Annotated in this window: 23 protein-coding genes and 4 tRNA genes; 9 read left to right on the top strand and 18 right to left on the bottom strand. The window is 39.7% G+C overall.

Annotated features, from left to right (window positions below):
- Positions 1-33 precede the first annotated feature (33 nt).
- A complete protein-coding gene (locus FTU12_RS13155) occupies positions 34-465 on the top strand; it encodes a hypothetical protein (RefSeq protein ID WP_180114551.1) in 432 nt (143 codons plus the stop codon).
- Between the two features lie 69 nt (positions 466-534).
- Here FTU12_RS13155 and FTU12_RS13150 read toward each other — a convergent pair whose 3' ends face one another.
- Together FTU12_RS13150 and FTU12_RS13145 are read right to left on the bottom strand one after the other, a co-directional pair.
- Positions 535-738 carry a hypothetical protein gene (locus tag FTU12_RS13150; RefSeq protein ID WP_180114550.1) on the bottom strand — a complete coding sequence of 68 codons (204 nt, stop codon included), beginning with the start codon at positions 736-738 and terminating at the stop codon, positions 535-537.
- A gap of 457 nt (positions 739-1,195) precedes the next feature.
- A complete protein-coding gene (locus FTU12_RS13145) occupies positions 1,196-1,828 on the bottom strand; it encodes a hypothetical protein (RefSeq protein WP_180114549.1) in 633 nt (210 codons plus the stop codon).
- 106 nt (positions 1,829-1,934) lie between these two features.
- On the opposite strand from FTU12_RS13145, the gene FTU12_RS13140 reads away from it, so the two are divergent.
- Together FTU12_RS13140 and FTU12_RS13135 are read left to right on the top strand one after the other, a co-directional pair.
- On the top strand, positions 1,935-2,336 hold the full coding sequence (locus FTU12_RS13140; RefSeq protein WP_078188837.1) for a DUF3144 domain-containing protein: 402 nt from the start codon (positions 1,935-1,937) through the stop codon (positions 2,334-2,336).
- Positions 2,337-2,508: 172 nt separating this feature from the next.
- On the top strand, positions 2,509-3,573 hold the full coding sequence (locus FTU12_RS13135; RefSeq protein ID WP_180111719.1) for an amidohydrolase: 1,065 nt from the start codon (positions 2,509-2,511) through the stop codon (positions 3,571-3,573).
- 81 nt (positions 3,574-3,654) lie between these two features.
- On the opposite strand, the gene FTU12_RS13130 is transcribed toward FTU12_RS13135, so the two are convergent.
- Positions 3,655-6,423, bottom strand: a complete 2,769-nt coding sequence (locus FTU12_RS13130) for a pitrilysin family protein (protein ID WP_180114548.1) — start codon at positions 6,421-6,423, stop codon at positions 3,655-3,657.
- Between the two features lie 149 nt (positions 6,424-6,572).
- Positions 6,573-7,394: a PhzF family phenazine biosynthesis protein gene (locus FTU12_RS13125; protein ID WP_180114547.1), complete on the bottom strand. Its 822-nt coding sequence runs from the start codon at positions 7,392-7,394 to the stop codon at positions 6,573-6,575.
- 104 nt (positions 7,395-7,498) lie between these two features.
- Here FTU12_RS13125 and FTU12_RS13120 point away from each other — a divergent pair, with 104 nt between their 5' ends.
- Positions 7,499-8,107 carry a flavin reductase family protein gene (locus FTU12_RS13120; protein ID WP_180114546.1) on the top strand — a complete coding sequence of 203 codons (609 nt, stop codon included), beginning with the start codon at positions 7,499-7,501 and terminating at the stop codon, positions 8,105-8,107.
- A 109-nt stretch (positions 8,108-8,216) separates the two neighbouring features.
- Positions 8,217-8,948 (top strand): hydroxyacylglutathione hydrolase, encoded by a 732-nt coding sequence (gene gloB, locus FTU12_RS13115; protein WP_180022446.1) that lies wholly within the window; start codon positions 8,217-8,219, stop codon positions 8,946-8,948.
- A gap of 91 nt (positions 8,949-9,039) precedes the next feature.
- On the opposite strand, the gene FTU12_RS13110 is transcribed toward gloB, so the two are convergent.
- On the bottom strand, positions 9,040-9,306 hold the full coding sequence (locus FTU12_RS13110) for a hypothetical protein (protein WP_257227319.1): 267 nt from the start codon (positions 9,304-9,306) through the stop codon (positions 9,040-9,042).
- Positions 9,307-9,746: 440 nt separating this feature from the next.
- Here FTU12_RS13110 and FTU12_RS13105 point away from each other — a divergent pair, with 440 nt between their 5' ends.
- A complete protein-coding gene (locus FTU12_RS13105; RefSeq protein WP_078188846.1) occupies positions 9,747-9,950 on the top strand; it encodes a hypothetical protein in 204 nt (67 codons plus the stop codon).
- Positions 9,951-10,256: 306 nt separating this feature from the next.
- On the opposite strand, the gene FTU12_RS13100 is transcribed toward FTU12_RS13105, so the two are convergent.
- From FTU12_RS13100 to FTU12_RS13075, 6 genes are all read right to left on the bottom strand, one after another.
- A tRNA-Leu gene (locus tag FTU12_RS13100) sits at positions 10,257-10,341 on the bottom strand.
- Between the two features lie 73 nt (positions 10,342-10,414).
- Positions 10,415-10,499: transfer RNA gene (locus FTU12_RS13095), tRNA-Leu, on the bottom strand.
- Positions 10,500-10,535: 36 nt separating this feature from the next.
- Positions 10,536-10,609, bottom strand: a tRNA-Trp gene (locus FTU12_RS13090).
- A 37-nt stretch (positions 10,610-10,646) separates the two neighbouring features.
- Positions 10,647-10,731 (bottom strand) — tRNA-Leu (locus FTU12_RS13085).
- Positions 10,732-10,838: 107 nt separating this feature from the next.
- On the bottom strand, positions 10,839-11,663 hold the full coding sequence (locus FTU12_RS13080) for a protein kinase (RefSeq protein WP_180114545.1): 825 nt from the start codon (positions 11,661-11,663) through the stop codon (positions 10,839-10,841).
- Complete coding sequence (locus FTU12_RS13075) at positions 11,641-13,152, bottom strand: DUF3336 domain-containing protein (protein WP_180114544.1); 1,512 nt, start codon at positions 13,150-13,152, stop codon at positions 11,641-11,643. Before FTU12_RS13075 ends, FTU12_RS13080 begins: the two co-directional genes overlap by 23 nt.
- Before the next feature lie 189 nt (positions 13,153-13,341).
- Between FTU12_RS13075 and FTU12_RS13070 the strand changes: the two genes are divergently transcribed.
- Positions 13,342-14,220, top strand: coding sequence for an ATP-binding protein (locus FTU12_RS13070; RefSeq protein WP_180041332.1), 879 nt, complete (start codon positions 13,342-13,344; stop codon positions 14,218-14,220).
- A 153-nt stretch (positions 14,221-14,373) separates the two neighbouring features.
- Here FTU12_RS13070 and FTU12_RS13065 read toward each other — a convergent pair whose 3' ends face one another.
- Both FTU12_RS13065 and tsaD read right to left on the bottom strand, forming a co-directional pair.
- The gene (locus tag FTU12_RS13065) at positions 14,374-15,705 is read right to left on the bottom strand and encodes an esterase-like activity of phytase family protein (protein WP_180114543.1); all 1,332 of its coding nucleotides are present in this window, start codon (positions 15,703-15,705) and stop codon (positions 14,374-14,376) included.
- A gap of 126 nt (positions 15,706-15,831) precedes the next feature.
- Positions 15,832-16,848 (bottom strand): tRNA (adenosine(37)-N6)-threonylcarbamoyltransferase complex transferase subunit TsaD, encoded by a 1,017-nt coding sequence (gene tsaD, locus FTU12_RS13060; protein WP_180114570.1) that lies wholly within the window; start codon positions 16,846-16,848, stop codon positions 15,832-15,834.
- Between the two features lie 146 nt (positions 16,849-16,994).
- On the opposite strand from tsaD, the gene rpsU reads away from it, so the two are divergent.
- On the top strand, positions 16,995-17,210 hold the full coding sequence (gene rpsU, locus FTU12_RS13055; RefSeq protein ID WP_001136722.1) for a 30S ribosomal protein S21: 216 nt from the start codon (positions 16,995-16,997) through the stop codon (positions 17,208-17,210).
- Positions 17,211-17,249: 39 nt separating this feature from the next.
- Positions 17,250-17,696 (top strand): GatB/YqeY domain-containing protein, encoded by a 447-nt coding sequence (locus FTU12_RS13050; protein WP_078188856.1) that lies wholly within the window; start codon positions 17,250-17,252, stop codon positions 17,694-17,696.
- A gap of 103 nt (positions 17,697-17,799) precedes the next feature.
- On the opposite strand, the gene FTU12_RS13045 is transcribed toward FTU12_RS13050, so the two are convergent.
- The 5 genes from FTU12_RS13045 to FTU12_RS13025 form a co-directional block, all read right to left on the bottom strand.
- Complete coding sequence (locus FTU12_RS13045) at positions 17,800-18,357, bottom strand: GNAT family N-acetyltransferase (protein WP_180041330.1); 558 nt, start codon at positions 18,355-18,357, stop codon at positions 17,800-17,802.
- Positions 18,358-18,404: 47 nt separating this feature from the next.
- Positions 18,405-18,764 (bottom strand): hypothetical protein, encoded by a 360-nt coding sequence (locus FTU12_RS13040; RefSeq protein WP_180065458.1) that lies wholly within the window; start codon positions 18,762-18,764, stop codon positions 18,405-18,407.
- A 121-nt stretch (positions 18,765-18,885) separates the two neighbouring features.
- Positions 18,886-20,325, bottom strand: coding sequence for a M48 family metalloprotease (locus FTU12_RS13035; RefSeq protein WP_180026850.1), 1,440 nt, complete (start codon positions 20,323-20,325; stop codon positions 18,886-18,888).
- 85 nt (positions 20,326-20,410) lie between these two features.
- Complete coding sequence (locus tag FTU12_RS13030) at positions 20,411-21,382, bottom strand: D-glycerate dehydrogenase (RefSeq protein WP_180010335.1); 972 nt, start codon at positions 21,380-21,382, stop codon at positions 20,411-20,413.
- 20 nt (positions 21,383-21,402) lie between these two features.
- Entirely contained in the window at positions 21,403-22,050 is a 648-nt protein-coding gene (locus FTU12_RS13025; protein WP_180007307.1) for a hypothetical protein, read from the bottom strand.
- Between the last annotated feature and the right edge of the window lie 129 nt (positions 22,051-22,179).

The following is a 22,179-nucleotide window of genomic DNA, read 5'->3' as shown; positions in this document are numbered from 1 at the left end:
AGCTATCTGAAAAATTAGATTCAGGGTGGTTTTATGATGAAAAGTCACATACCTGTAATTCATCCCCTATTTTCATTTTCACTTATTTTTATCCTTTTCCCATTACTAAGTGCTTGTAGTGAACAACATAAGCCTGTGCAAAGCACAGAATTAAGGCGCACGGCATCCTTACAAGTTGAAAAGCCGCTTTCTCCAACTCAAAACTTTGATCAGACACGACGAACCTTTAAAGTCCTGCGCAATAATAATGAGGACTATGGTGATGAGTCTTACCAAATCAAAACCGATGCTGGCACACTCAGTATTTACAGCATGAACTTGAATCCGCAACAAGGTCAGTTACTATCTAGCGTCAAGTCTGGAGAATGTCTAACTCTATCGAGCCAAAGCGATAATTTAATTGCGGTTGACGGTTATATCAGTGTGATGGAATTGGGTGACATTAAAATTCATCCCTGCAAATAAGCGTCAAAAAATAGTATTTGCATAATAGTCATTCAAAAAAACTAAGAAAATTGCGTTAAGGCTACGCTGCTATTGGGGGCTTAATTCATGATCCATACTGATTGGGCCTTGTGCTAACAACCCCCATAATTTCATCGTATTACTTACCATGCGTTGTAATTGTGTCAAGGCCATACCATCACGTGCTTGTATCGTCATCCCTTGCAATAAGGTCATATAAAAATCAGTCAATTGCTCTGCATGAGCCAAACTTTCAATTTCGGCATTTGCCATAGTGGCTATTTTCACATTAGGGCGTGGATTACATAATCCAAAGCATCCTTGTGCAGCGAACTAAATTCACGTTCTAAGTAATATCGTCAACATATTTAATTAACTGATGTTACGCACGTAAAAGTAATTACGCATTTTTAAAATGATTTTTAAGTCTATTCGACGGAGTCTTACATCTAGGGTTTAAATAAAGGGATTAGCCTTCGGCTGGAGGTACTTTTGTTTCGGCAAAATGAGAAGCGAAACTTCGCAAGGAAACCATCTTGCGGAGCAATGCTCCTCACCGCAAAACTCGTTCACTAGCGTCTACTTATTCAAAGTATCGCAAAAATATTTTTAAATAGATGTAGTTCTGTCTCAAACACTTGCGGATGACGTTGCCGCGTATCGCTCTTTTATTTGAATCAAATGGCGCTTCTGATGTTACTGCGTAACATCAGTAATTAACGATATTTAATTAACGATATTTCCCAAAGATTTTCCACGTATTGTTATCTGCTAAAGGGTCGCTATAGCTATCACTACGGGCTTTACGTGGTTTATCACGGGCATCCACCAATTTAAAGTCGTTTTCGACACTGAGTACAATGCCATTCACGTAAAAACGGGTACGGGTATAATCACTTTGCCCATGTTGAAATACATAGGTTCTGAGGTCAATAAATTCACGGTGTGCGACCAAAGCTGCCGTGTCATCGCTGTCAAGCCATAGTCGCATCGCTTGAATTTGATCAGCTTCAAACTGCCCACATTTTTCAACTAAGCTGGCAATACCCCTAAAGGTTTTAGATTCTTTCGCACGTGTTTTGTTGATTCGAATACGATCCACATGAAAATAAAAAAGCGGTAGATTCAAATGACTCGGCAAATGGATTGCATCAAGGACTTCATCTTCCATAAAGGGTTGAAATAAGTCTTGAGCACGTTCGATTAAGCCTGTCCACTGTGCATAATATTCGGCCACTTCAGACTGCGCACCATAATAAATGGGCAGCCCTTCTACATTGGCTAAGGTTGAGGGCGGCCAAATATTTTGTCGAAGTAATGCAATATCACTTTTCAGACTTTGCACTGCGATTGCGTCTTGCATGAAGCATTCCATTGTACTTAGGCTATTTTTAGATTAAGTCAAAGGTTTAGTTTCTGCAAGGCTTTGCCTATAATACTGCATTAGATTTTTATGCTAGGACACATTCATGGTTCAAAAGATTGAAGCTACTGATGTAACCGAAGAAGAAGCGTTGAATGCAGCATTCTTTGAACGTGCGGATGAATTTATTAAACAAGCCAATGAATTTTGTCGTGTTGAAAAAGGTTCTCAAGTCAAACCTGCAGAAATGCGCGGTCAAGTAAGTGCTGCCATGTTATTTGGTACTGCTCGCTTTAATACTTGGGTTGCTGCAAATGGCTTCAAAGATGGCAAAGAAATGCGTGATGCCAAAGATCAAGTGATGTCTTATATTCTTCAACAATTTCAAATGATGCTTGAAGATAATTATGATGAATATTGCGAACAGTTTGAAAACTATCTTCGCTTCCGTCATAACGAAGAATTCCATGCAAATAAGCATGATCACGACCACGATCATCAGCATTAATCAAAAGCCCTTCGGGGCTTTTTTTATACAACTTCTCTTTCACAAAGCTTTGATTTAATATTCAGTCATAACGTTGTATTTTCATCATTCAAACTATTTTCAGTACCTTGCGTATACGAAAATACAATGAAATATGCAAGAAATGGACATGGTTTTAAGGACAAGGATAGCAATGCAGACGCTCGATTTTGCCATCGTGGATTCACATATACATCAATGGGATCCGTACAATACCCCACATGCCGCTTCACTTGCCGTGAAATTATTGGGCAAACATCCCTACTTGCTCGACAAAATGATGCGCTTGGTTAAGCCGCAAGAGTTAATTGACACGGTTGGTTTGACCAAACATGTGACGACACCGTATTTGCCTGAAAATTATAAGCAAGATGCAGGACATTATCAGGTCGATCAAATCGTACATGTAGAAGCGAGCTGGCATGATCATAAAGGCAAAGGGGTGGTTGGTGAAACCAAGTTTATTGAATCCTTAGACTTTAATGCTCAAAAAATTAAACTTGGCGCCATAGTCGGCACTGCAGACCCATGTGACAGCAGTTTTAAGAAAATTCTTAAGATGCATAAACAAGCGTCCCCGCATTTTCGTGGCATACGAAAAATGGCAGCTGTACATGAAGACCCCAAAGTTCATGCATGGACCAATGAGCCGCATCTTTATACCAATAAAAAATTTATGAAAGGTTTTGAAGCCCTTGCTCAAATGAACTTAAGTTTTGATGCATGGGTTTATTCAGACCAAATTCGTGATTTAACCGCTTTAGCACGTGCTTTCCCTGAAACATCTATCGTTCTGGATCATTTTGGGACACCTGTCGGTGCCTTTGGACCTGTCGGCTCACATACAGGCTTAACCCAAACTTCACGTGACAATATCTTGTTTCGTTGGAAAGATGATTTAGCTGAACTGGCAAGTTGCCCAAATGTTTATACCAAAATGTCTGGATTATTCATGCCGGTGCTGGGTCATCAGTTTCATAAAGAACAACGCCTTGCATCCAAACAAGAGATTTTCGATTGCGCCTTTCCGCTTATTTCTCATGCTCTACAATGCTTTGGGAAATACCGTGTGATGTTTGGCTCTAACTTCCCGATGGATAGTGTGAGTGCATCCTTGGTGAATATTATTGACGCCTTTTCAGATGCGGTCGCGAGTTATGATCCTGATGCGCTGACTTTAGTCTTCCAACAAAATGCGCGTCAGTTCTACCGCCTATAAGTTCATTAAGCTATTTTGCTATCAAGCTATCCATTGCGGCTCAAAAAAAAATCCTCCATCTGGAGGATTTTTTTATTCGGTTTATTTTTGAGTAGATTTTACAGCTTGACCATATTGGTCAGCCATCACCTCAACCAAACGCTCAGGTTGAATATATTTTTTGATGACAGCATTAACATCCGCTTTGGTCAAACTAGCAATGCGTTGATCACGCTTTTCACGATAGTTTAAATCACGACCTTTTTCTAACTGTGGAATCAACATACTATGAATGCGACGGTCATCTTCAAGTGCAGTTAAACGCTTTTTCAAAATACTGGCTTTGGCTGCTTCTACTTCCTGTTCCGTCACGCCATTTTTCAATAAGTTTTGCAAAACTTTATGAACAGACTGAGAAACTTGTGCTGATTTACCCGCAGTGTAGTTTGCATCAATACTCAGTACACCTGAATTCACCCATTCATCAAAATTAATGTCTGCACTAAAACCATAAACCAGTGCATTCTTTTCACGTAACTCTTGAGCTAAACGTGAAGACAACTGTGAATCACCAAGTATGTGGCGTAATACTTGTAGCGCAGGAGAATCGGTATGCTCTACACCTACAGGTAGAGTCATAATGGCTTGGTAACTACCAAACTCACGCTGTTCAGACAATGCATGCACTTTCTGTGCAGGATACGCTGTAAATGTAGACTCTAAGCGTTGATATGGCTCGCTGGTTTTCCAATCTGCAAATTCTTTTTTCAGAATTTTTTCTATTTGCTTGGTATCAAAATCACCTGTTACCGCAATTTGTGCATGCTGTGTTTTAAAGAATTTTTGATGTAACTGCTGCACTTGATCACGTGTAGCCGACTCAATTTGTTTTTTCGTAAGTTCCGGTTCGAAGTGATAACGAATATCCCCCGGTTGATAGATCTCGACAATACGCGACAGCGTCATTGCAGCAACGGTATCCGGCTCTGTATAAGGTCGATCTAAACTCGATAAACTTTGCGCTTTGATTAAATCAAATTGTGACTCTTCAAATGCTGGAGCTTTAATAACATCAATGACATATTGCAAAAATTCAGCAAACTTTTCTTTACGTGCAACCACTTGAATCATGAGGCCATTATCATTTGCACTGACCGTTGCACCACCACCGACATCAATAATTTTATCGGCAATTTGCTGCAAGCTTTGATCTTTAGATGCACGGAACATGAGATAAGCTGTCAAACCTAGCAACTCACCTTTATTCATTAAGCTTTGCGCTGTACCAAAATCCAATGCAATCGTAGCATAGGTCTTGTCGTCACGTGTTTTAGTTGGAAACAATGCATACTGAATGCCGTTTTTAAATTTAGCTCGCAGAATCTGTTTTTCTTTCTGATTTAAATATTGCTTAGACTCTGCAACATATTGCTTCACTTCAGCACGATAAACACTCGCATCTTTCAATGGCTCTTCTGCAGGCGCTTGCTGATCTAAAGTTTCAGCAGGTTTTGACGCAGCCTGTTGCTGTGCTTTCTTCTGGTCTTCAGGTGTTGGTAGAATATTTCCTGTGACACGGTATTCAGGCTTTAGAAAATCCTTATACACTTGATTCACGTCGCTTACACTCAGCTTTTGTACTTTATCTAAGTCTCTGAAATATTGAGACCAGTCCCCGTTATAAGCCACAGTATAAGAACTAAGACGCTCGCCAAGTGCTGTTGCGCTATTTTTGACATTGTCAGCCATATTTCGAGTCAAGCTTTTAACACGGTTTAGCTCAACATCATTAAAGGCTTTATTCTGCTCTACACCTTGTGCCAGACTGGTTGCCACTTTGTTTGCATCATGACTTGGGCCATATATCGCCCCCATAAACACCAAATTAAAATCTTTATCTAACCATGTGGTGGATTGAACTGCGGTTGCTGTCCCTGTTTCCACCATGCTTTGATACAAATGCCCACTTGGCTGTAAGGTATACAAGGTTGGAGATACCGCCAAAGCGGTTTTAATCGGTTCGACTGCACCATTTAAATAAATATTAAATTTGCCAAAGTCACTACCCTTATGAACAGTAAATTCGCGTTGCTTTAATTTCGTTCCATCTAATTTAGGGACTTTGGCCTGTTCAGGAATTTGACGTGCGGCAATTGGGCTAAATTGTTGATCAATTTGTTTTAATACAGCCGCTTTATCAAACTTACCAGAAATCACCATCACTGCATTATTTGGCGCATACCAACGGCGATAGAACTGGTTTAATTCGTTCATATTGATCGATTGAAGTTCTTTCAAATCACCTATCGGTAAGCGACCTAAAGATTGATTGCCATAGGCTTCTTTTAAAACTTGGTCGATTAACACTGAAAATGGCTGATCTAAACGAATTTCACGTTCACGCTTAACGATATCAATTTCTGTCGGTACAAATTTTTCCTGAAGTACCAATTTGTCCATCCGTTCTGCTTCCAAATGCAAAACTTGATCGATTGAACTTTGTTCAGGACGAATCACATTGGTGTATTTCGTTGAATAATAATCCGTACTGGCATTGGTCATCAGCGTGAATTGGTCTAAGCGACGCTGAAATTCATCACCTTTGACATTTTCAGTGCCTTTAAAGGCCAAATGTTCAAGCAAATGCGCTAAACCACCTTTGCCCTCAGGGTCATTTAATGAACCCGTGAAATACACCGTATTCATAAACACTTTGCTTTCTTTATCGTTTTGCGCCAAAACCACACGAAAACCGTTGTCTAATTTATATTCTTCAATGGCTTGTTCAGTTTTAACCAATACAGGTTGAGCAAAGAGGCTTGTACTTAAACCTGCAAAAAAAAGTGAAAGCGTTAAATGTTTAATACGCATGTAATTCAAGTGTCCTTTATATTTAGCATCGATCAGCGCAGTGCTGTCGATCAGATTGGTTTTGATTTTATGCTGAGCTTTTCTGGATTAATAGTTACTTTTTATTAAATACATGCTGCAGAATGAGACAGCATGTATTTGATTTATTTTCAGATATAAATGTCCGACTGCATATATAAACACGCATAGCCTGAGATTTCTATACGGTCATTTTCGAGCATTTGACAATGTAACTCACCACCACGACTCGATGCTTGATACGCCAAGATTTGACGTTTTTCTAGACGTTCTGCCCAAATTGGCACGATTCCGGTATGAATAGAACCCGTAACAGGATCTTCATTGATGCCATTACCCGGTGCAAAATAGCGTGAAATGCAGTCATATTGCTGGGCTGCCGCAGTGATTGCAACATCGGTAATCGTACCCGGTGCTGTAATGGCGGTGCGTATTTTGCCGAGTCGTTTTAAAATTTCAAAATTCGGTTGTTCATCCAAGACCTGTTGAGCCGTTTCGTATTCCACGATATACGCCTGCGCATTCAGATAAACCTGCTTAAAAGGTTGACTCAACCCTAGACGTAGCTCTTCAGGATATTCGCTCACGACCTGTGCCCGACGCACAGGGAAATTCATCAGAATTTTTCCATCTTCAGCTTTATTTACGCTAAAAATACCGAGATTTTTGACATGAAATTGGATATTTTTTTCAGCCGTATAAAACTCAAAAAGCACATAACTACTGGCCAATGTCGCATGTCCACAAAAGTCCACTTCAGTGGTCGGTGTAAACCAACGAATTTCATAATTACTGCTGTCAATTTTTTTCACAAATGCAGTTTCAGACAGATTATTTTCCAAAGCAATCTGTTGCATCAAGTGTTCATCTAACCATTCATCCAACACCAAAACCGCCGCTGGGTTGCCTTTAAATAACACTTGGGTAAATGCGTCTACTTGATACATTTTCATTGATTGAACTCCTGATTTAGTGATTTATATTAAAGGCTTTTGAAAATATTTCATGCGTTATATGCTATGTAGCAACACTTTTGAATAAAACATCTAAGTTTTAGATGAACTTAAATATAGGCACAATTTTGAAAACGCATATTCACCCTGTTCCTTTAGAAAAATCATACCGACTTTTAAATCATGGGCCGACTGTGCTCGTCTCTGCTCAGGATCAAACCCATACTGGTGTCATGACTGCGGCATGGGCATGCGCCTTAGAGTTCAATCCTGCAAAAGTGACAGTAGTACTGGATAAATCAACTAAAACACGTGAAATTATTGAAAATTCAGGTTATTTCGCCTTACAAGTGCCAACACTGAAACAACTCAAACTGGTCTATGCACTTGGCATGATGAGCCAACGTGATGCGCCAGAAAAATTACGCCAATGTGGCGTGGAATTATTTCAATTTAATAACTCAGATATTCCTGTGGTTGAAGGTTGTGCTGCTTGGCTACTGTGCAAACTTATTCCTGAGCCGCACAATCAACAAGCGCACGATCTGTTTATTGGCGAAGTCATTGCTGCCTATGCAGACGACCGCGTCTTCCGTAACGGACATTGGTATTATCATGAAGTAGAAGATGAATGGAAAAGTCTGCACCATGTTGCTGGTGGGCATTTTTATACCATTGGTAATCCTGTATCTGTAGACGAGACACCAGACTAAAATAGTGCTATGAACTCTGTCGTTTATCTAGGGCTGAAAATCAATAATCATCCGTTTTGAGCATTTTCATGCTAACTTTAACTTAATTTTAAATATTGAATGAATGGATATGGCGTTTAAAATACATACATTGGATGTCAAAAATTCACTGCAAAATTATATTTGGCTGCTTGAACACACCGAAAGCCATGATGTCATTGCGGTAGATCCTACTGAAGCTGCCTTAGTCGAGCGCTATTGTCAGGAACATCAACTCAATCTCGTACAAATTTGGTTAACGCATTGGCATAAAGATCACGTCGGTGGCGTACCGGAACTTATCCAGGATAAAAACATTGCCGTTTACGGTCCCCGTGCAGAATTAAGCCGTATTCCATGGGTGAATTATCCTCTCGATCATAATGACCGTTTTGAATTTCATGGGCTTGAAGTTGAAATAACAGCAACGCCCGGCCACACCCTCGGTCATATCGTATATTTTATCGATGATATTCATACGCTTTTCTGTGGCGATGTATTATTTGCTATGGGCTGTGGACGTGTATTTGAAGGCACCTTTCAACAAATGTACGATTCCTTGAACCGTATAGCCGCATTCCCTGCTGAAACTCAAGTGTATTGTACTCACGAATACACCCTGTCAAATGCACAGTTTGCGCGGCATGTTGAACCTGACAACCTTGCCATACAACAGCGTTTTGATGAGGTTGAATCCCTACGCATGCTTGGACAATGTACTTTACCAAGCAGCATTGAATTAGAACTAGAAACCAATCCGTTTTTACGCGCAGAAAGTGTTGAAGCGTTTCAGCGCTTAAGAGAACTCAAAGACAATTTTTAATTGGATTACGAGGTATAAGCATTTTAGATTTCATCACAAATAAACTGTTTTATTTGTGATGAATGTTTCGGGTCGATTTATCATTTTATATTTATAAAATTTGATTGGTTGCAGCAAAATCATCCAATTCGGCTTGAGTCACAACTCGAACGGCTTGCATTTCATCGATACGCACCATCAATAAACCACCTAATGCCGGCTGATAACGTCGTGCACTGCCAAAAGGCGTATATGCCACTTTGGATTGCTCCGAAAAGACCAACCAATCTTCATGTCCAAGCATCACCGCAACAGGCGTCTGTCCCGCTTGTTGCATCTGTTCAATTCTTGCTTTTACAGCGTGCTCAATGTTTTGCATGCGTTCAATCTATTTATATCGATGGGACATAGTATAAAAGCATTTCGACAAATCTTGATGTGAAATAGCTTTGCATGCTCACCTATCCAGTTAATTTGGCTGTGAACAAGTCTTTATTTGCAATCAATACTGCACACCTAATCCACTATACTTTCTAAGTTAAGTCATCGCTTATTTTGCACACAGCTTCTCTATAGGCATAGGATAGATTTTAAGCCAGCAGTTAAAACCCAAATTTTTAAAATACGTTATATTTACTTACATTAAGTTTAGGTTGTTATAAAACAGCGAGTTAAATGAATTTATACAGTTTACAAGCCGATAATCTGTTTATTTATCCATCAAAATTTCATATTTTAAATAAAAGTTTTCCATTTCCCCTTTAAAAAATATTTTGACACCCCTATTTAATATTTTAATGATTGATAAGGAGTTCGCTCGTGAAAAAAGTGGTTAAAGCAAAAAATTTAGTTGCCTTCCGTCTTTGGTTAGAAAAGTTAGGATATTCTGTTCGCACACTGGCAGATAATCGTGGATTTACATTCAGTTTTAAAAAAGAATATGGTCTAGTGACTGTAGACTTGTCTGGTAATGCTTTGGCCATGCAGCTCGGTGAAGAGTTTGAAGATCATTTAAAGGCATAATCTGCTCTATAATTTATTCGAACAATTTGAAATAAATGATTTAATTCGATTGATTCGAATCCGCATTTCAAAATTTGCCCGTATGTGCGGGCTTTTTTTTGACCTTGTCTTTGCTGACACATTTTTAAGGAGTGAAATTTCAGACAATAAAAAGCAAGATTAGACATCTTGCTGTATCTCTTGGTTCATCATCTTTAATAAGATTTATTTCATTAGATTATGTTTTCAAAAAAACCACGTTTGAGACACTGATTTTTTCGAATTTCAAAAACAAAAAAGCAAGGTATAAAACCTTGCTTAATCTAATGGTGGGGACGGAGAGACTCGAACTCTCACACCTCGCGGCGCTGGAACCTAAATCCAGTGCGTCTACCAATTTCGCCACGTCCCCAACTCGGGTGCTGACAATGTCAGACTTTAATTTGTTTTAAAAACCTGTTTATTTGGCAACTTAATAAATTAAGTGGTGGGGACGGAGAGACTCGAACTCTCACACCTCGCGGCGCTGGAACCTAAATCCAGTGCGTCTACCAATTTCGCCACGTCCCCAACAGGGTTGCTGACAATGTCAGACTTTTTAAAACTTGGCAGAGGATCAAGGATTCGAACCTTGACGAACGGTTTTGGAGACCGTCATGCTACCATTACACCAATCCTCTGTGACCTTCATTACCAAACTCATGTTTAATAATTCAGTGGTGGGGACGGAGAGACTCGAACTCTCACACCTCGCGGCGCTGGAACCTAAATCCAGTGCGTCTACCAATTTCGCCACGTCCCCGATGGCTGTGTATATTATAGAGATCACCCTTACATGACAAGCCTTTTTTATAAAAAAGCATCTTGTTTGTTTAAATAAAAAACAATAGTGCTTTTTTTGTATTTTTCTTAAGCAAATTCAGCAACTAAGTCGCTTTTTAAGCGATAAAAATCCACCAATCTGTCATTTTTTTGCTTCATCAACATGTGTTGCAATAGCTGACTAAACCCTTGATATTGTATCGGCAGATCAAGCTTTAAGCGTTGGCAATGTAAATAGGCCCAATCTTGATAGTTTTTCGCCTCTAAACGCTGTGATGTCAGCCATTCCAAGAAAATAATCCCCAGCGCATAGATATCACTGTGCAAAGATTTTGCTTGTCCATGGAAAAGTTCTGGAGCCATATAACGTGGTGTCGCAGTTAAGGCATTTTGCTGATCAAAATCTAATGGTAGCGCTTGCTCAAAGTCGATGAGTCTGCACTGCCCTTGCCAATTCACAAAATGCTCTTGTTTTAAATCTGCATGTATCCAACCGTGCAAGCTTAATCGTTCAACCACATCGAGAGCTTGCCATAGCACCTGCCTCACCTGTTCGATGCTCAAACTCGATGCAGGCTGTAAGAACCAAGGCTCAGCATTGGGCAGTATTAATAGGCGATCAATAGGCTCTTGCTGAATACTGAGATGCGTCTCTTTTATCACTTGAAAAGGTAGCGTCATACTGTTTTGTGTAGACGCTTGATTGAATAGCTGGTACAGCTCAATTTCTCGACCAAAACTAGCTACATGTTCAGGGCTGCTGTCACTGACTTGCGCCTTGAGCCAATGACGTTGTTGGTTGAATTGAAATTGATATAGACGACGGCCAAAAACCAAACTTTTGGATTTGGTTTTTGGCTCATAAATGATTTGCGTTAAATCTGTGGATTTAAACCGCAATAAATTCTGCATGGCGTTGATTGGGTGCATTTTGATAATTTAATAATTCCAAACAATGCTGAATGGTCTTACCGATGCGAGCTTGCGTTTCGATTAATGAAATCTTCGGCCAAGTGGCTCTTTCACCTTCACGCTGCAATACTTTAAACAGATAAGGTCGAGGATTTTGCAACATATAACTATAGTGTCTTAAGCCATATTTCCCCACAATATTGACATCACCATAGTAACGCTGATCCACCACGCCATAACCATGATCAAGCAACCGTCTTACCGGTGGAATACTTCCTGCTCGCTCACGGGCAAAATCCATCACCCCTTTACTAATCACCTTACCTTGACGACGAACGATCCGCTCAGGCCAACTCAACATGCTTTTACGAAAGCGTGAAGCATCATCCTGCATAAACGGCACAATATGCGGATTGACCTGACTAGCGATACTGTAATTAATATTATACAAACGCGCCATTTTCTCCTGTGGGAAATCACTGCGCACACTGCCATCCACCCAACGCGTTGCCGACATATATGGCGTAAATTGCCCGTCATAACGCTTACTGGTCAGTCGTACCGGTGGAAATAGAATAGGCACTGCACATGATGCCAACACCGCACTCCATACCAACAAATCTGGTGATGTATAGGCATTCATAATTCGTGCATCTTGTGATGCATCATAAGGCGCAACTGCCACATTGATATGCAGACCTGATTGCTTATATGCTTCGGCAAAAGTTAAGTCACCTAAGTTTTCAACCAAAAACTTTTTCAGATATTTTACATCTGCCAAACCGCCATTACCCTGCACTAATTCAGTCAATTTACGAAAGTGAAATGCCTCACTAAAGAAGTTTTGTCCATTTAATAAATTGGTAAATTCTGACGGTTTAGATACACCCAACATCCCGGTCATAATGGCGCCAGCACTGGAACCTGACAAAACTTTTGGCATGAGGTCTTGTTCCATCAGCGCTTTACACACACCGGTATGAAACAAGCCTAAAGTTGAACCGCCGGAAAACATCAATACAGGTTGTCCATAGGCTTTTTGGCTTTGTTCAAAGAATTCAATTTTTTGTGCAGCATTGAGACAAACGCATTCTTCGGATGCAATAAAGGCCAAACTTTGACTCACCTCATCAACATAGTCTTCAATAATTTTTTTGGTGCCGACGTAGGCTTCTGTAAACAGCAAGGGATGGGCAATATTGCCCACATCATAAGTTAAACCTTCACTTAAAATGTACATCAAATCTCGAGTACGTTCCTGAGCTCGATATCGTCTCAGTAACCCTAAACGATGAGTGATAATTTCTGCATCAAAATACGGTGAACTATTATCGAATTTCCATTCTTGCGCACCCGATTCTTCATCTATTTTAAGTGCGATATCTTTCCATTCTTCATAACATTCAGCACGGTCGAGCTGACGCTTTAATTTTTTTATCCGATATGCCTGATGTGGATTAATACTTTTTGAAAACTCTGTAAACAACATGACTATCCCTCAGCACATTTTAAACTGTTCACTCGGCTAGATTTATAACAACTTTTTGGTTGTTCGAATAGCGCATATCTGCCTGAACAATCATTTAACTTTGACATATTTCAGCGATTATAACTTCATTATTGATGTACACTGCTGTCATATACTAACCAACAACAAGACACGACAAGCTGACTTATCATGGCTACAATTGATTTACCTGACAACATCCTTCAATCGCTATCTACTGTACTCTTACAACTACAGCACAGTTTACCTGAGCTGAAGCAAGCACCTGATTTTTCGAGTATCGCGTTTAAATGGCAAGATAAACAGCTTAAAGCTATTCAACAGCCCAAAGTCATGTATTTAGAAGATTTAAAAGGAATTGAGCGTCAAAAAGAAAAAGTGATTCAAAACACTTTACAGTTTTTAAAAGGCTTACCTGCCAATGATGTTTTACTCACTGGCTCTCGTGGTACAGGTAAATCATCCATCGTCCGTGCTCTGCTCACCCATTATGCAGACCAAGGTTTACGTTTAATTGAAATTGAGCGTGATGATCTATCTGATTTACCAGAAATCCAAAATTTAATTAAAAATCGCCCTGAAAAATTTATCGTATATTGTGATGATTTGGCATTCAATGCTGAAGATGAAAACTATCGCAGTTTAAAAAGTGTTTTGGATGGTTCATTACAATCAGGTTCAAGTAATTTTATTATTTATGCTACCAGTAACCGTCGTCATTTATTGCCAGAATTCATGCATGAAAACACACCTGTAACCAAGGTAGATGTGCCTCAATATACTGAGCTCCATCCACAAGAAGCGATCGAAGAAAAAATATCTCTTTCTGACCGCTTTGGGATGTGGCTGTCGTTTTACCCAATGGATCAAAATTTATATCTCGAAATTGTGGAACACTATCTTGCCAAGGCTGATTTAGCCATGACCAGCGAAGTTCGTGCTGAAGCCTTAAGATGGTGTCAGTCTCGTGGGCAGCGTTCAGGCCGTGCTGCTTATCAGTTTTCAAAGCATTGGATTGGGTCTGAAAATCTAAAGGCTTTGGAAAAATAACGTCTACAATATTTTTATGATCTGAAAATATAAGTTCTGCAAAGCCAGTCAGACAATTTCAGCTAAAAGCAGCCACATCCTCGTTGGCTGCTTTTAAATGCTAATAAACTCTTGATTGAACCAATTTCTTGAAAATCATTAAGAACACACCACTTATGGCGCTAATTTGAGTTGACCAATCACATATAAGGTATTGCAATCAATCACACTTTTCTCCGCATCAAGGTATTTTTGCTCCAAGATCCCATCCGTTTCTGTAAAACCATAATCATCATCATTTATAATTGCCAAATGCTGTTCATCAATCACCCACAAGCCTTCAACTTTATCGTGTGGATAATGTAAAGTTTCGACTAAATCGACAACTAAGCTCTTTGCCACAGGCAAAATATTTAATTTTTTTAGCGCCTCCCACCCCTCATTAAGCACATATTGTTCAGGTGTTTGCCCATCAATGAGCAATCCTAAAGATTCATTTTGCTGAAAATGATCACTTAGTTGAACTTTTTCTAGGTTTGTCGCCGCATCGATATAAATTTTATAGATTCGTTTAAAAGCGTTTGGATTATCTTTATAAAAATCATCATCACGTTCAGCCACTAAAAAGCATGTTTCACTCAGCGCGACAATGGCTGTATTTGAGTTTGACTTAAGTTCTTGCCGATATAGATATTGTTCAGTTGAGCCATCGTCTAAATTGACCACCACAATACGAACCAAGTCCGACGTTGTGACTGATGAATCTGGATTACTCATCGTCGACTGCATGATGCCGACCAATTTTTTTTGATCTGGTGTAATCGTCAGACCTTCCATCCCTCGATTTTGCTTACGATTGGCAAATTCATTTGGAAGAAAATAACCCGACTTGCAACGCTCATCTTGTTTGTATGCATTAATACGGTCTATTTCCACGCCTTCGCTATTAAAATGAACGAGATGAGGCCCATATTCATCACTCACCCAAAATGTGCCATCTTTTAATGCAACCAAACCCTCAGAATCTAAGCCATATTCATCTGTGCCAATTGCTAAAACCACACCATTTTGATCATAAGCCACTTCTTTTGTTGCACCGAAATGCTGATTTGGCAAACCTGTTATAGGTCTCCCAGTTGGATCTTTGAGTAATATTTCTTTCAATTTTTTAATCGATCCATCGAGCTGCAATTCAAAAAGTCTGATTTTTGGCGTATAGCTTGGATCTAAGAATATCTTGCCTTTATCTCCATTCACATCATAGGTTGTATTCGGACCTCGATCCGTAAGAGCATAAAATTGATATTTTTGAGTGGGATGTGGGGAAATTTCCGACCCAAAACCTCCACAATGAATTTCAATAAAATGGTCTTGTTTTGCCCCATCTAGAATATTGTGGATATCCAAAGTTTCATAGGGTAAAGAAACACCTTTATAAAATTTCTTTAGGTCAATATGACTTTGATTTGGTTTTGATTGATCCAAAGCTTCATTATTTTTTGTCATTATTTCACATGGCTCTAATTATTTATTGAGCCATCATATCCACAATATTGTTCTAAAACCACAGTCTCTTTTTTGAAACACACAATAAAAAAAAGAGGCTAATTTAGCCTCCTTTTTAAACGATTTTTACGCTTCGTTTGGATTACCTAATTCCGTCATCGGCCAACGCGGTGTAGTCGTAACAGACAAACCATCACGTTGACCCGCTTTAAGACGCTGATAACCAGCAAATGCAATCATTGCGCCATTATCTGTACACAGTGCAGGTTCTGCATAAAACACATTTGCACGGATTTTTGCCAAGTCAGCTTCTAAGCGCTCACGTAAACGCTTGTTTGCACTTACACCGCCGGCAATAACTAAACGTTTTAAACCCGTTTGTTTTAATGCTTTCACTGATTTTTTCACCAATGTGTCAACCAACGCTTCTTGGAATGATGCAGCGATATCCGCCTCACGACCTTCGCCTTCAACTTTTTTCAATTGAACTGAAACGGCAGTTTTTAAACCACTAAATGAAAAATCTAAACCTTGGTGTAGCATTGGACGTGGAAATTCAAAGGCATTGATGTCGCCATTGATCGCCAATTTCGAAATATTTGGACCACCTGGGTATGGTAGACCCATCATTTTAGCGACTTTATCGAATGCCTCACCTGCTGCATCATCAATCGACTCACCCAATAATTCATATTGACCAATTCCATAAGCAGCCATCAATTGAGTATGTCCGCCAGAGACTAAAAGTGCCACAAATGGAAATTCTGGTGGAGTTTTAGACAACAAAGGCGCCAACATATGACCTTCCATATGATGCACGCCAATAGCAGGTTTATTCAGTGCAAATGCCAATGTGCGACCAAACAATGCGCCAGTCATTAAGGCACCCATCAAGCCCGGTCCGCGGGTATATGCAATGGCATCAATTTCAGATTTATCTATCTGACTTTCTTCAAGCAATTGTTTTATTAGAGGAATTAACTTGCGCACATGATCACGTGAAGCTAATTCAGGTACCACACCACCATATTCTGCATGCAGTTTGATTTGGCTATACAATACTTGTCCGCGTAATCCTTGCTCACTATCGTAGAGTGCGAGTCCTGTTTCATCACACGAAGTTTCCAAGCCTAAAACGATCATTAAACTGCCTTTTGCCCATTTCAAAATATTGCGAAACCTATTATAGACTTGTGATATGAGATGTAAATGAGTAAAATACTGACCTTCACTTGTGATCAAGGGTAATTCGACCCGAGATCTTATCCATAACTTAATGAGGATTCTTCATGCCACAAGTTAAATTGAAAGAAGGCGAACCAGTAGACGTAGCTATCCGTCGTTTCAAACGTTCATGCGAAAAAGCAGGTGTTCTTGCTGACGTTCGTAAACGTGAATTCTACGAAAAACCAACTCAAGAACGTAAACGTAAAAAAGCTGCTGCTGTTAAACGCTACCAAAAGAAATTGGCTCGCGAATCAGTACGTACTACTCGCCTTTACTAAGATTAATTTGTGATTGATTGACTAACCTGGACAAGATAAATGACTACTTTAAAAAACCAAATAACTGAAGTTTTGAAAGCAACAATGCGTGCTAAAGAAATGGATAAGTTAACGGTAATACGTAGTCTACAGGCAGCAATCAAGCAAATCGAAGTCGATGAGCGCATAGAGCTTGACGATAAGCAAGTTCTTGCGGTCATTGAAAAGCAAATCAAACAACGCAAAGAATCGGTTAAAGCCTTTTTAGGTGCAAACCGAGATGATTTAGCTAGTAAGGAACAAGCCGAGATTGAGGTGTTATCTCAATTTCTACCAGAAGCTATGACTGAGGAAGAACTTGATTCCATCATTGCGCAAACAATTACTGCGCAAGAAGCTACTAGCATGAAAGATATGGGTAAGGTGATGAACTCTCTACGTCCGCTCATAGCCGGACGTGCCGATCCTGCACAAGTTTCAGCTAAAATTAAAGCGAAACTCTCTTAATCTTTCATCTATATTGTTTGATTTGGTCTATTTAAGTACGCTGATGACTTAAATAGCCAAATTATCCAAATTCAAATTTATTCATCATTTATAATTTTCTTTCTTATCTAACGATTTCATACTTACAAATATCTCGCCAACTTCCATCTACTGGATTTTGAATTGCAGCTTGTTCGATTTCAATCAATTTAAAATTTGCTCGTTCACATAGACGTCGTGCTTGCTTGTTTTCTACATCTACAAAAGCGTTTAATTGCTGAAATCCTAGATCATTCAATAATTGATCCACAAATAACTGCAAAGCTTCTGTCATCAAGCCCTGCCCTTTAAATTCAACATTTCCCCAAAATCCAACGGCAGCTTGGTTTTCCATCCAATTGATTTGATGAATATCCATGACACCTAAAAAGTTATGCGACTGTTGCTCACGAATCACATAAACAAAATTTTCCTGATTTAACGCTGCCAACACTCTCGAATCACAAAATGCCAATGAAGCATCTAAATTAGGTTCTTGTAAGGACCAAGCCAAACTTGCAGGAAACATTCGTAAGGTTTCTATACTTTGACAAATCGCCTCATAAAGTGCTTTTGCATCGTGGCGCTGAATCAACTGAAGCGTGATTCTGCCATGACTCATACCAAAATCATCGAGTTTCATTTTTATTCAGTTTCTCGTGATGATTTAAAATGCTTATAAATTTATTTTTAATTTAGGGCACATTGCACATTATATTTTTTTAATAATTGCATCTCTTTTGATGCGATCACCTGCTGAATCACATCCTGCTTATTCATATTACGGTACTCACGATCTAAAAATGCACGATTTTCGTCTGCAGCACGATAAAGATCATTTACATAAGTCTGAACAATACCGCAGTATTTCACTTGCTGGTCTGCTTTAAATCCCTGTTGCTGTGGGTCTAACTGACTAAAAAATTGTCGCACATCGGTTTTATATTTTTCGTTAATATCATTCACAGCGATCACATATTGTTCTGCGTTCGCTGCTGCAATATTCGTTGCTAAGCCCAACAGACAGGCCGCCAAAATCATATTTTTCATTTGTAAGTTCTTAATCATAAACATTTTACATCCAGCTAGTTTACACTGATTAATCTAAACCACTAAAACTACAATTTGCACTTTATAATCGACATAGATAAGTACATCACATTTGAAATCTTTATATTTTTAATTTCCGTTCATTTTGCATTTCGTCCACACGCTGCTTGATTTTCGCAGAAAGACTTTTCGAGTCTTTGGCGATACGTTGCGCCTGTAGCAAAGATTTAATCGCGCGTTCTTCATCCCCGCCCCAATACTCTACTTCAGCTCGATATCGCAGTACATTGACTGAACGGAAGCTTGCATCTTTATCTGCATCAGCCATTTGCAACATCAGTCGCCAACCACTCAAGTCCCGTGGATTTGCTTGTAAAAATCGCTGAAGAATCAGTTGTGCTTGCGCATATTCTTTGTTTCGAATCAAAGCCTCTGCATATTTATAATTTAATGCACGATTTTCAGGCATGATGATTGCCGAACTTTTCACAGCGTTCACAGCTTCAGCCGCTTTGTTTTGACCCAACAGCACATCGGTCTGCAAAATAGTAAAAAGTGCATGCGAAGCATTTTGTTTTGCTGCTTCATTTAATAACTTTTGAGCAGCACTAAAGTCACCTTGTTTAATATGCAAGCTCACCAAAGCCAACTCAGCTGCATAATTCTTTTGCGCCACCATCGCATTTAATTGCAATTCAGTCGCCTGACCTGACAATACTCGACTATACCAGCGCAGAATTTCAAAATCTTGATCAACCAAACTAGTTTTAACTTGAGGCAACTGATTGGCACGTAAGCGCGCTTCGCTCATACGCTCCGTGGTTAAAGGATGTGTCAACCAAAAATCAGGCAGAAAGCTCACTCGACTCGTAGAGCGATGCATCACTTCAAAGAAGTCAGCCATACTCTGCGGATTGTATCCAGCACGGTACATATACTGCATCCCGATACGGTCTGCTTCACGTTCTTGGTTTCGGCTATAGGTTAGCTGTTTATCCATTAAAGCGGCTTGTGAGCCCATCATTACAGCCGCACCGACATCACCATCTGCCTGTGAGGCCACCAAGGCTCCGACCAAAATACCGGCTAGTGACAATAAACCTTGCCCTTTAAAGGCTTCTTGTGAACGACTGTAATGACGTTGTGATACATGTGCAATTTCATGTGCCATCACCCCTGCCACTTCATCCATGTTGCGTGCTGAATTAATTAATCCCGCATTTAATGCAAATAAACCACCCGGTACAGCAAAAGCATTAATTTGTGGATCATTAATTAATAACAAACCGACCGGTTGATTAAGTTGAGTTTGGCTCAAAATATGCGTAAAGACAGATAAAAGACGATCTTCCATCCACGGATTTTCAGTCACAGGAAGTTGACGATGCACCTCACGATACACCTTCTCGCCAATGGCACGCTCTTTTTGTTGATCCAACAAGCCGACGCCACTACCTATTTCAGGCACAGAAAATTGTGGGGATGAACTAAAATCTACGGACTGCGTCTGCGCCAATGTCGAACAAAGCCCGAGACCACATGCCAGTAAAATCTTTTTCAAAGTCTATTCTCTAAATTTCATATTCGTACTTCATCGAATATAGCATTGAATTTTGGTGAATTATGGAGAAAACTGTTGTGATTGTTTATTCAAATTTTGGATTGACCACATAGCGCGGCGCGCGCTCATGTACCAAAACATCCACTAAATTTTGATAAGCCAACTCTGCCATACGTTTACGGGTTGCCGCTGTTGCTGAACCCACATGGGGCAATGTCACGACATTGGCTAATGTAAATAAAGGGGATTCTTGAAGTGGCTCTTGCTCATACACATCTAAGCCTGCTGCAAATATTTGACCACGACTTAATGCATCGATTAATGCGGCTTCATCAATCACTGAACCCCGTGAAATATTGACCAATACCGCATGTGATTGCATCAAGGCCAACTCACGCTCACCAATTAAAGCTTTCGATTCTGCATTTAAATCCACTGCAACGACCACAAAGTCAGCACGTTGCAACAAATCATCCAAATCGCAATATTGCGCTGATAAAGATTCAGCCAATTCAATTTTTTCCCGGCGATTATGATAGAGCACATTCATATTAAAGCCGTAGCGAGCACGACGCCCAATCGCTGCTCCAATATGTCCTAAGCCAATAATTCCGATGGTTTTAGCAAAGACATCCATGCCAAATTGCTCAGGGCCCACTGTACGCTTCCACTGCCCTTGTTTGGTCCATTGATCCAATACAGGCACTTTCCGTGCTGCACTCATCAGCAAGGTAAAGGCTAAATCTGCTGTAGTTTCCGTCAATACATGCGGAGTATGGCTCAACCATATATTTTTTTGGTTTAAAAATGTAAGATCATAGTTATCATAACCGACACTTACACTTGAGATGACTTTTAATTGTGATGCATGCTCTAAATTCGAAGCATTCAACAAACGTCCCGCACCGATCATGGCGTCAGCATCTTTTGAATGCTCAAGAATTTGCTGATTCACATCACCCAATTTAGGGCTAATTTGGAAAACTTTAAATTGCTGTTCTAAACGTTGAATTATTTCTTGATCTATTTGACTAAAAACCACTACTTTTTTTTGCATAAATTTTCCATTTACGTAATTTAAGTATTTTGTCCTGCCTTATTTTGCATAAATTGCCATAAGCGTTTTTTCAATAAAGGCTGTTCAATCATTTGCTGTAAAGATGCCAATGGATACACCTTCGCATGCTCTAAATGCGGAATATCGCCTAAGCAAATAACATTTTTATCCAAGCTCATCGCATCAATAAAGCCCTGCACATAAGATGCTGCACCACGACCATCTTGCAAATTCACCCAACCAAATGGCCACTGTAAAGCAAAGAAATCGGCACTGACTGCGCGCTGAATATTGCTCCACAAAACTTGCTGCTCTGCAGTTAATTCGGTGGCATCAATGACAATGACACAGTGCATTAAACAGATGGCTTCTAAGTTAAACGAAGGGATTTGAACAATCGGACGAACTTCAACATGTTCAAAAACCTTTGGTTCATCCTTAGGTGCTTCTACAGGTTGATTTACAACAACATCAACGTTGTTTTTAAGCTCAGTCTGTGATGAAACAGGCGTTGGCTGAGGCTCATTTTTGAGTAGAATTTCAGAGACTATTTCAGGAGCCGCCTGATCTCGCCAGATATTTGAGCTAAATTGCTGACACGGTGCCGCCTGAGGAATCCATACATCAATTCCCATTGCCGCCATTATGCTTCGCTGATGCCCAATCATGCTTTCATTTTCACCTATTCAAGGCTTGATATTCTAACGGGATTCACTCTGTTTTGCTGAACTTTTATAAATCAATTAGATCATACTATTTCTTTAAAGATTCTTTAGAATTGCTCAGACTAATTTTGA

It is taken from the genome of Acinetobacter sp. YH12063 (assembly GCF_013419715.1).
GTDB lineage: Bacteria > Pseudomonadota > Gammaproteobacteria > Pseudomonadales > Moraxellaceae > Acinetobacter > Acinetobacter amyesii.
The sequence above is the reverse complement of the archived record's forward strand: the minus strand, read 5'-3'. Positions and strand labels throughout refer to the sequence as shown.

What these genes read in the sequence shown, in the direction of transcription:
- FTU12_RS13155 (WP_180114551.1), top strand. Translation starts at nt 34, where the DNA reads ATGATGAAAAGTCACATACCTGTAATTCATCCCCTATTTTCATTTTCA.
- FTU12_RS13150 (WP_180114550.1), bottom strand. Translation starts at nt 738, where the DNA reads ATGGCAAATGCCGAAATTGAAAGTTTGGCTCATGCAGAGCAATTGACT.
- FTU12_RS13145 (WP_180114549.1), bottom strand. Translation starts at nt 1,828, where the DNA reads ATGCAAGACGCAATCGCAGTGCAAAGTCTGAAAAGTGATATTGCATTA.
- FTU12_RS13140 (WP_078188837.1), top strand. Translation starts at nt 1,935, where the DNA reads ATGGTTCAAAAGATTGAAGCTACTGATGTAACCGAAGAAGAAGCGTTG.
- FTU12_RS13135 (WP_180111719.1), top strand. Translation starts at nt 2,509, where the DNA reads ATGCAGACGCTCGATTTTGCCATCGTGGATTCACATATACATCAATGG.
- FTU12_RS13130 (WP_180114548.1), bottom strand. Translation starts at nt 6,423, where the DNA reads ATGCGTATTAAACATTTAACGCTTTCACTTTTTTTTGCAGGTTTAAGT.
- FTU12_RS13125 (WP_180114547.1), bottom strand. Translation starts at nt 7,394, where the DNA reads ATGAAAATGTATCAAGTAGACGCATTTACCCAAGTGTTATTTAAAGGC.
- FTU12_RS13120 (WP_180114546.1), top strand. Translation starts at nt 7,499, where the DNA reads ATGAACTTAAATATAGGCACAATTTTGAAAACGCATATTCACCCTGTT.
- gloB (WP_180022446.1), top strand. Translation starts at nt 8,217, where the DNA reads ATGGCGTTTAAAATACATACATTGGATGTCAAAAATTCACTGCAAAAT.
- FTU12_RS13110 (WP_257227319.1), bottom strand. Translation starts at nt 9,306, where the DNA reads ATGCAAAACATTGAGCACGCTGTAAAAGCAAGAATTGAACAGATGCAA.
- FTU12_RS13080 (WP_180114545.1), bottom strand. Translation starts at nt 11,663, where the DNA reads ATGCAGAATTTATTGCGGTTTAAATCCACAGATTTAACGCAAATCATT.
- FTU12_RS13075 (WP_180114544.1), bottom strand. Translation starts at nt 13,152, where the DNA reads ATGTTGTTTACAGAGTTTTCAAAAAGTATTAATCCACATCAGGCATAT.
- FTU12_RS13070 (WP_180041332.1), top strand. Translation starts at nt 13,342, where the DNA reads ATGGCTACAATTGATTTACCTGACAACATCCTTCAATCGCTATCTACT.
- FTU12_RS13065 (WP_180114543.1), bottom strand. Translation starts at nt 15,705, where the DNA reads ATGACAAAAAATAATGAAGCTTTGGATCAATCAAAACCAAATCAAAGT.
- tsaD (WP_180114570.1), bottom strand. Translation starts at nt 16,848, where the DNA reads ATGATCGTTTTAGGCTTGGAAACTTCGTGTGATGAAACAGGACTCGCA.
- rpsU (WP_001136722.1), top strand. Translation starts at nt 16,995, where the DNA reads ATGCCACAAGTTAAATTGAAAGAAGGCGAACCAGTAGACGTAGCTATC.
- FTU12_RS13050 (WP_078188856.1), top strand. Translation starts at nt 17,250, where the DNA reads ATGACTACTTTAAAAAACCAAATAACTGAAGTTTTGAAAGCAACAATG.
- FTU12_RS13045 (WP_180041330.1), bottom strand. Translation starts at nt 18,357, where the DNA reads ATGAAACTCGATGATTTTGGTATGAGTCATGGCAGAATCACGCTTCAG.
- FTU12_RS13040 (WP_180065458.1), bottom strand. Translation starts at nt 18,764, where the DNA reads ATGAAAAATATGATTTTGGCGGCCTGTCTGTTGGGCTTAGCAACGAAT.
- FTU12_RS13030 (WP_180010335.1), bottom strand. Translation starts at nt 21,382, where the DNA reads ATGCAAAAAAAAGTAGTGGTTTTTAGTCAAATAGATCAAGAAATAATT.
- FTU12_RS13025 (WP_180007307.1), bottom strand. Translation starts at nt 22,050, where the DNA reads ATGATTGGGCATCAGCGAAGCATAATGGCGGCAATGGGAATTGATGTA.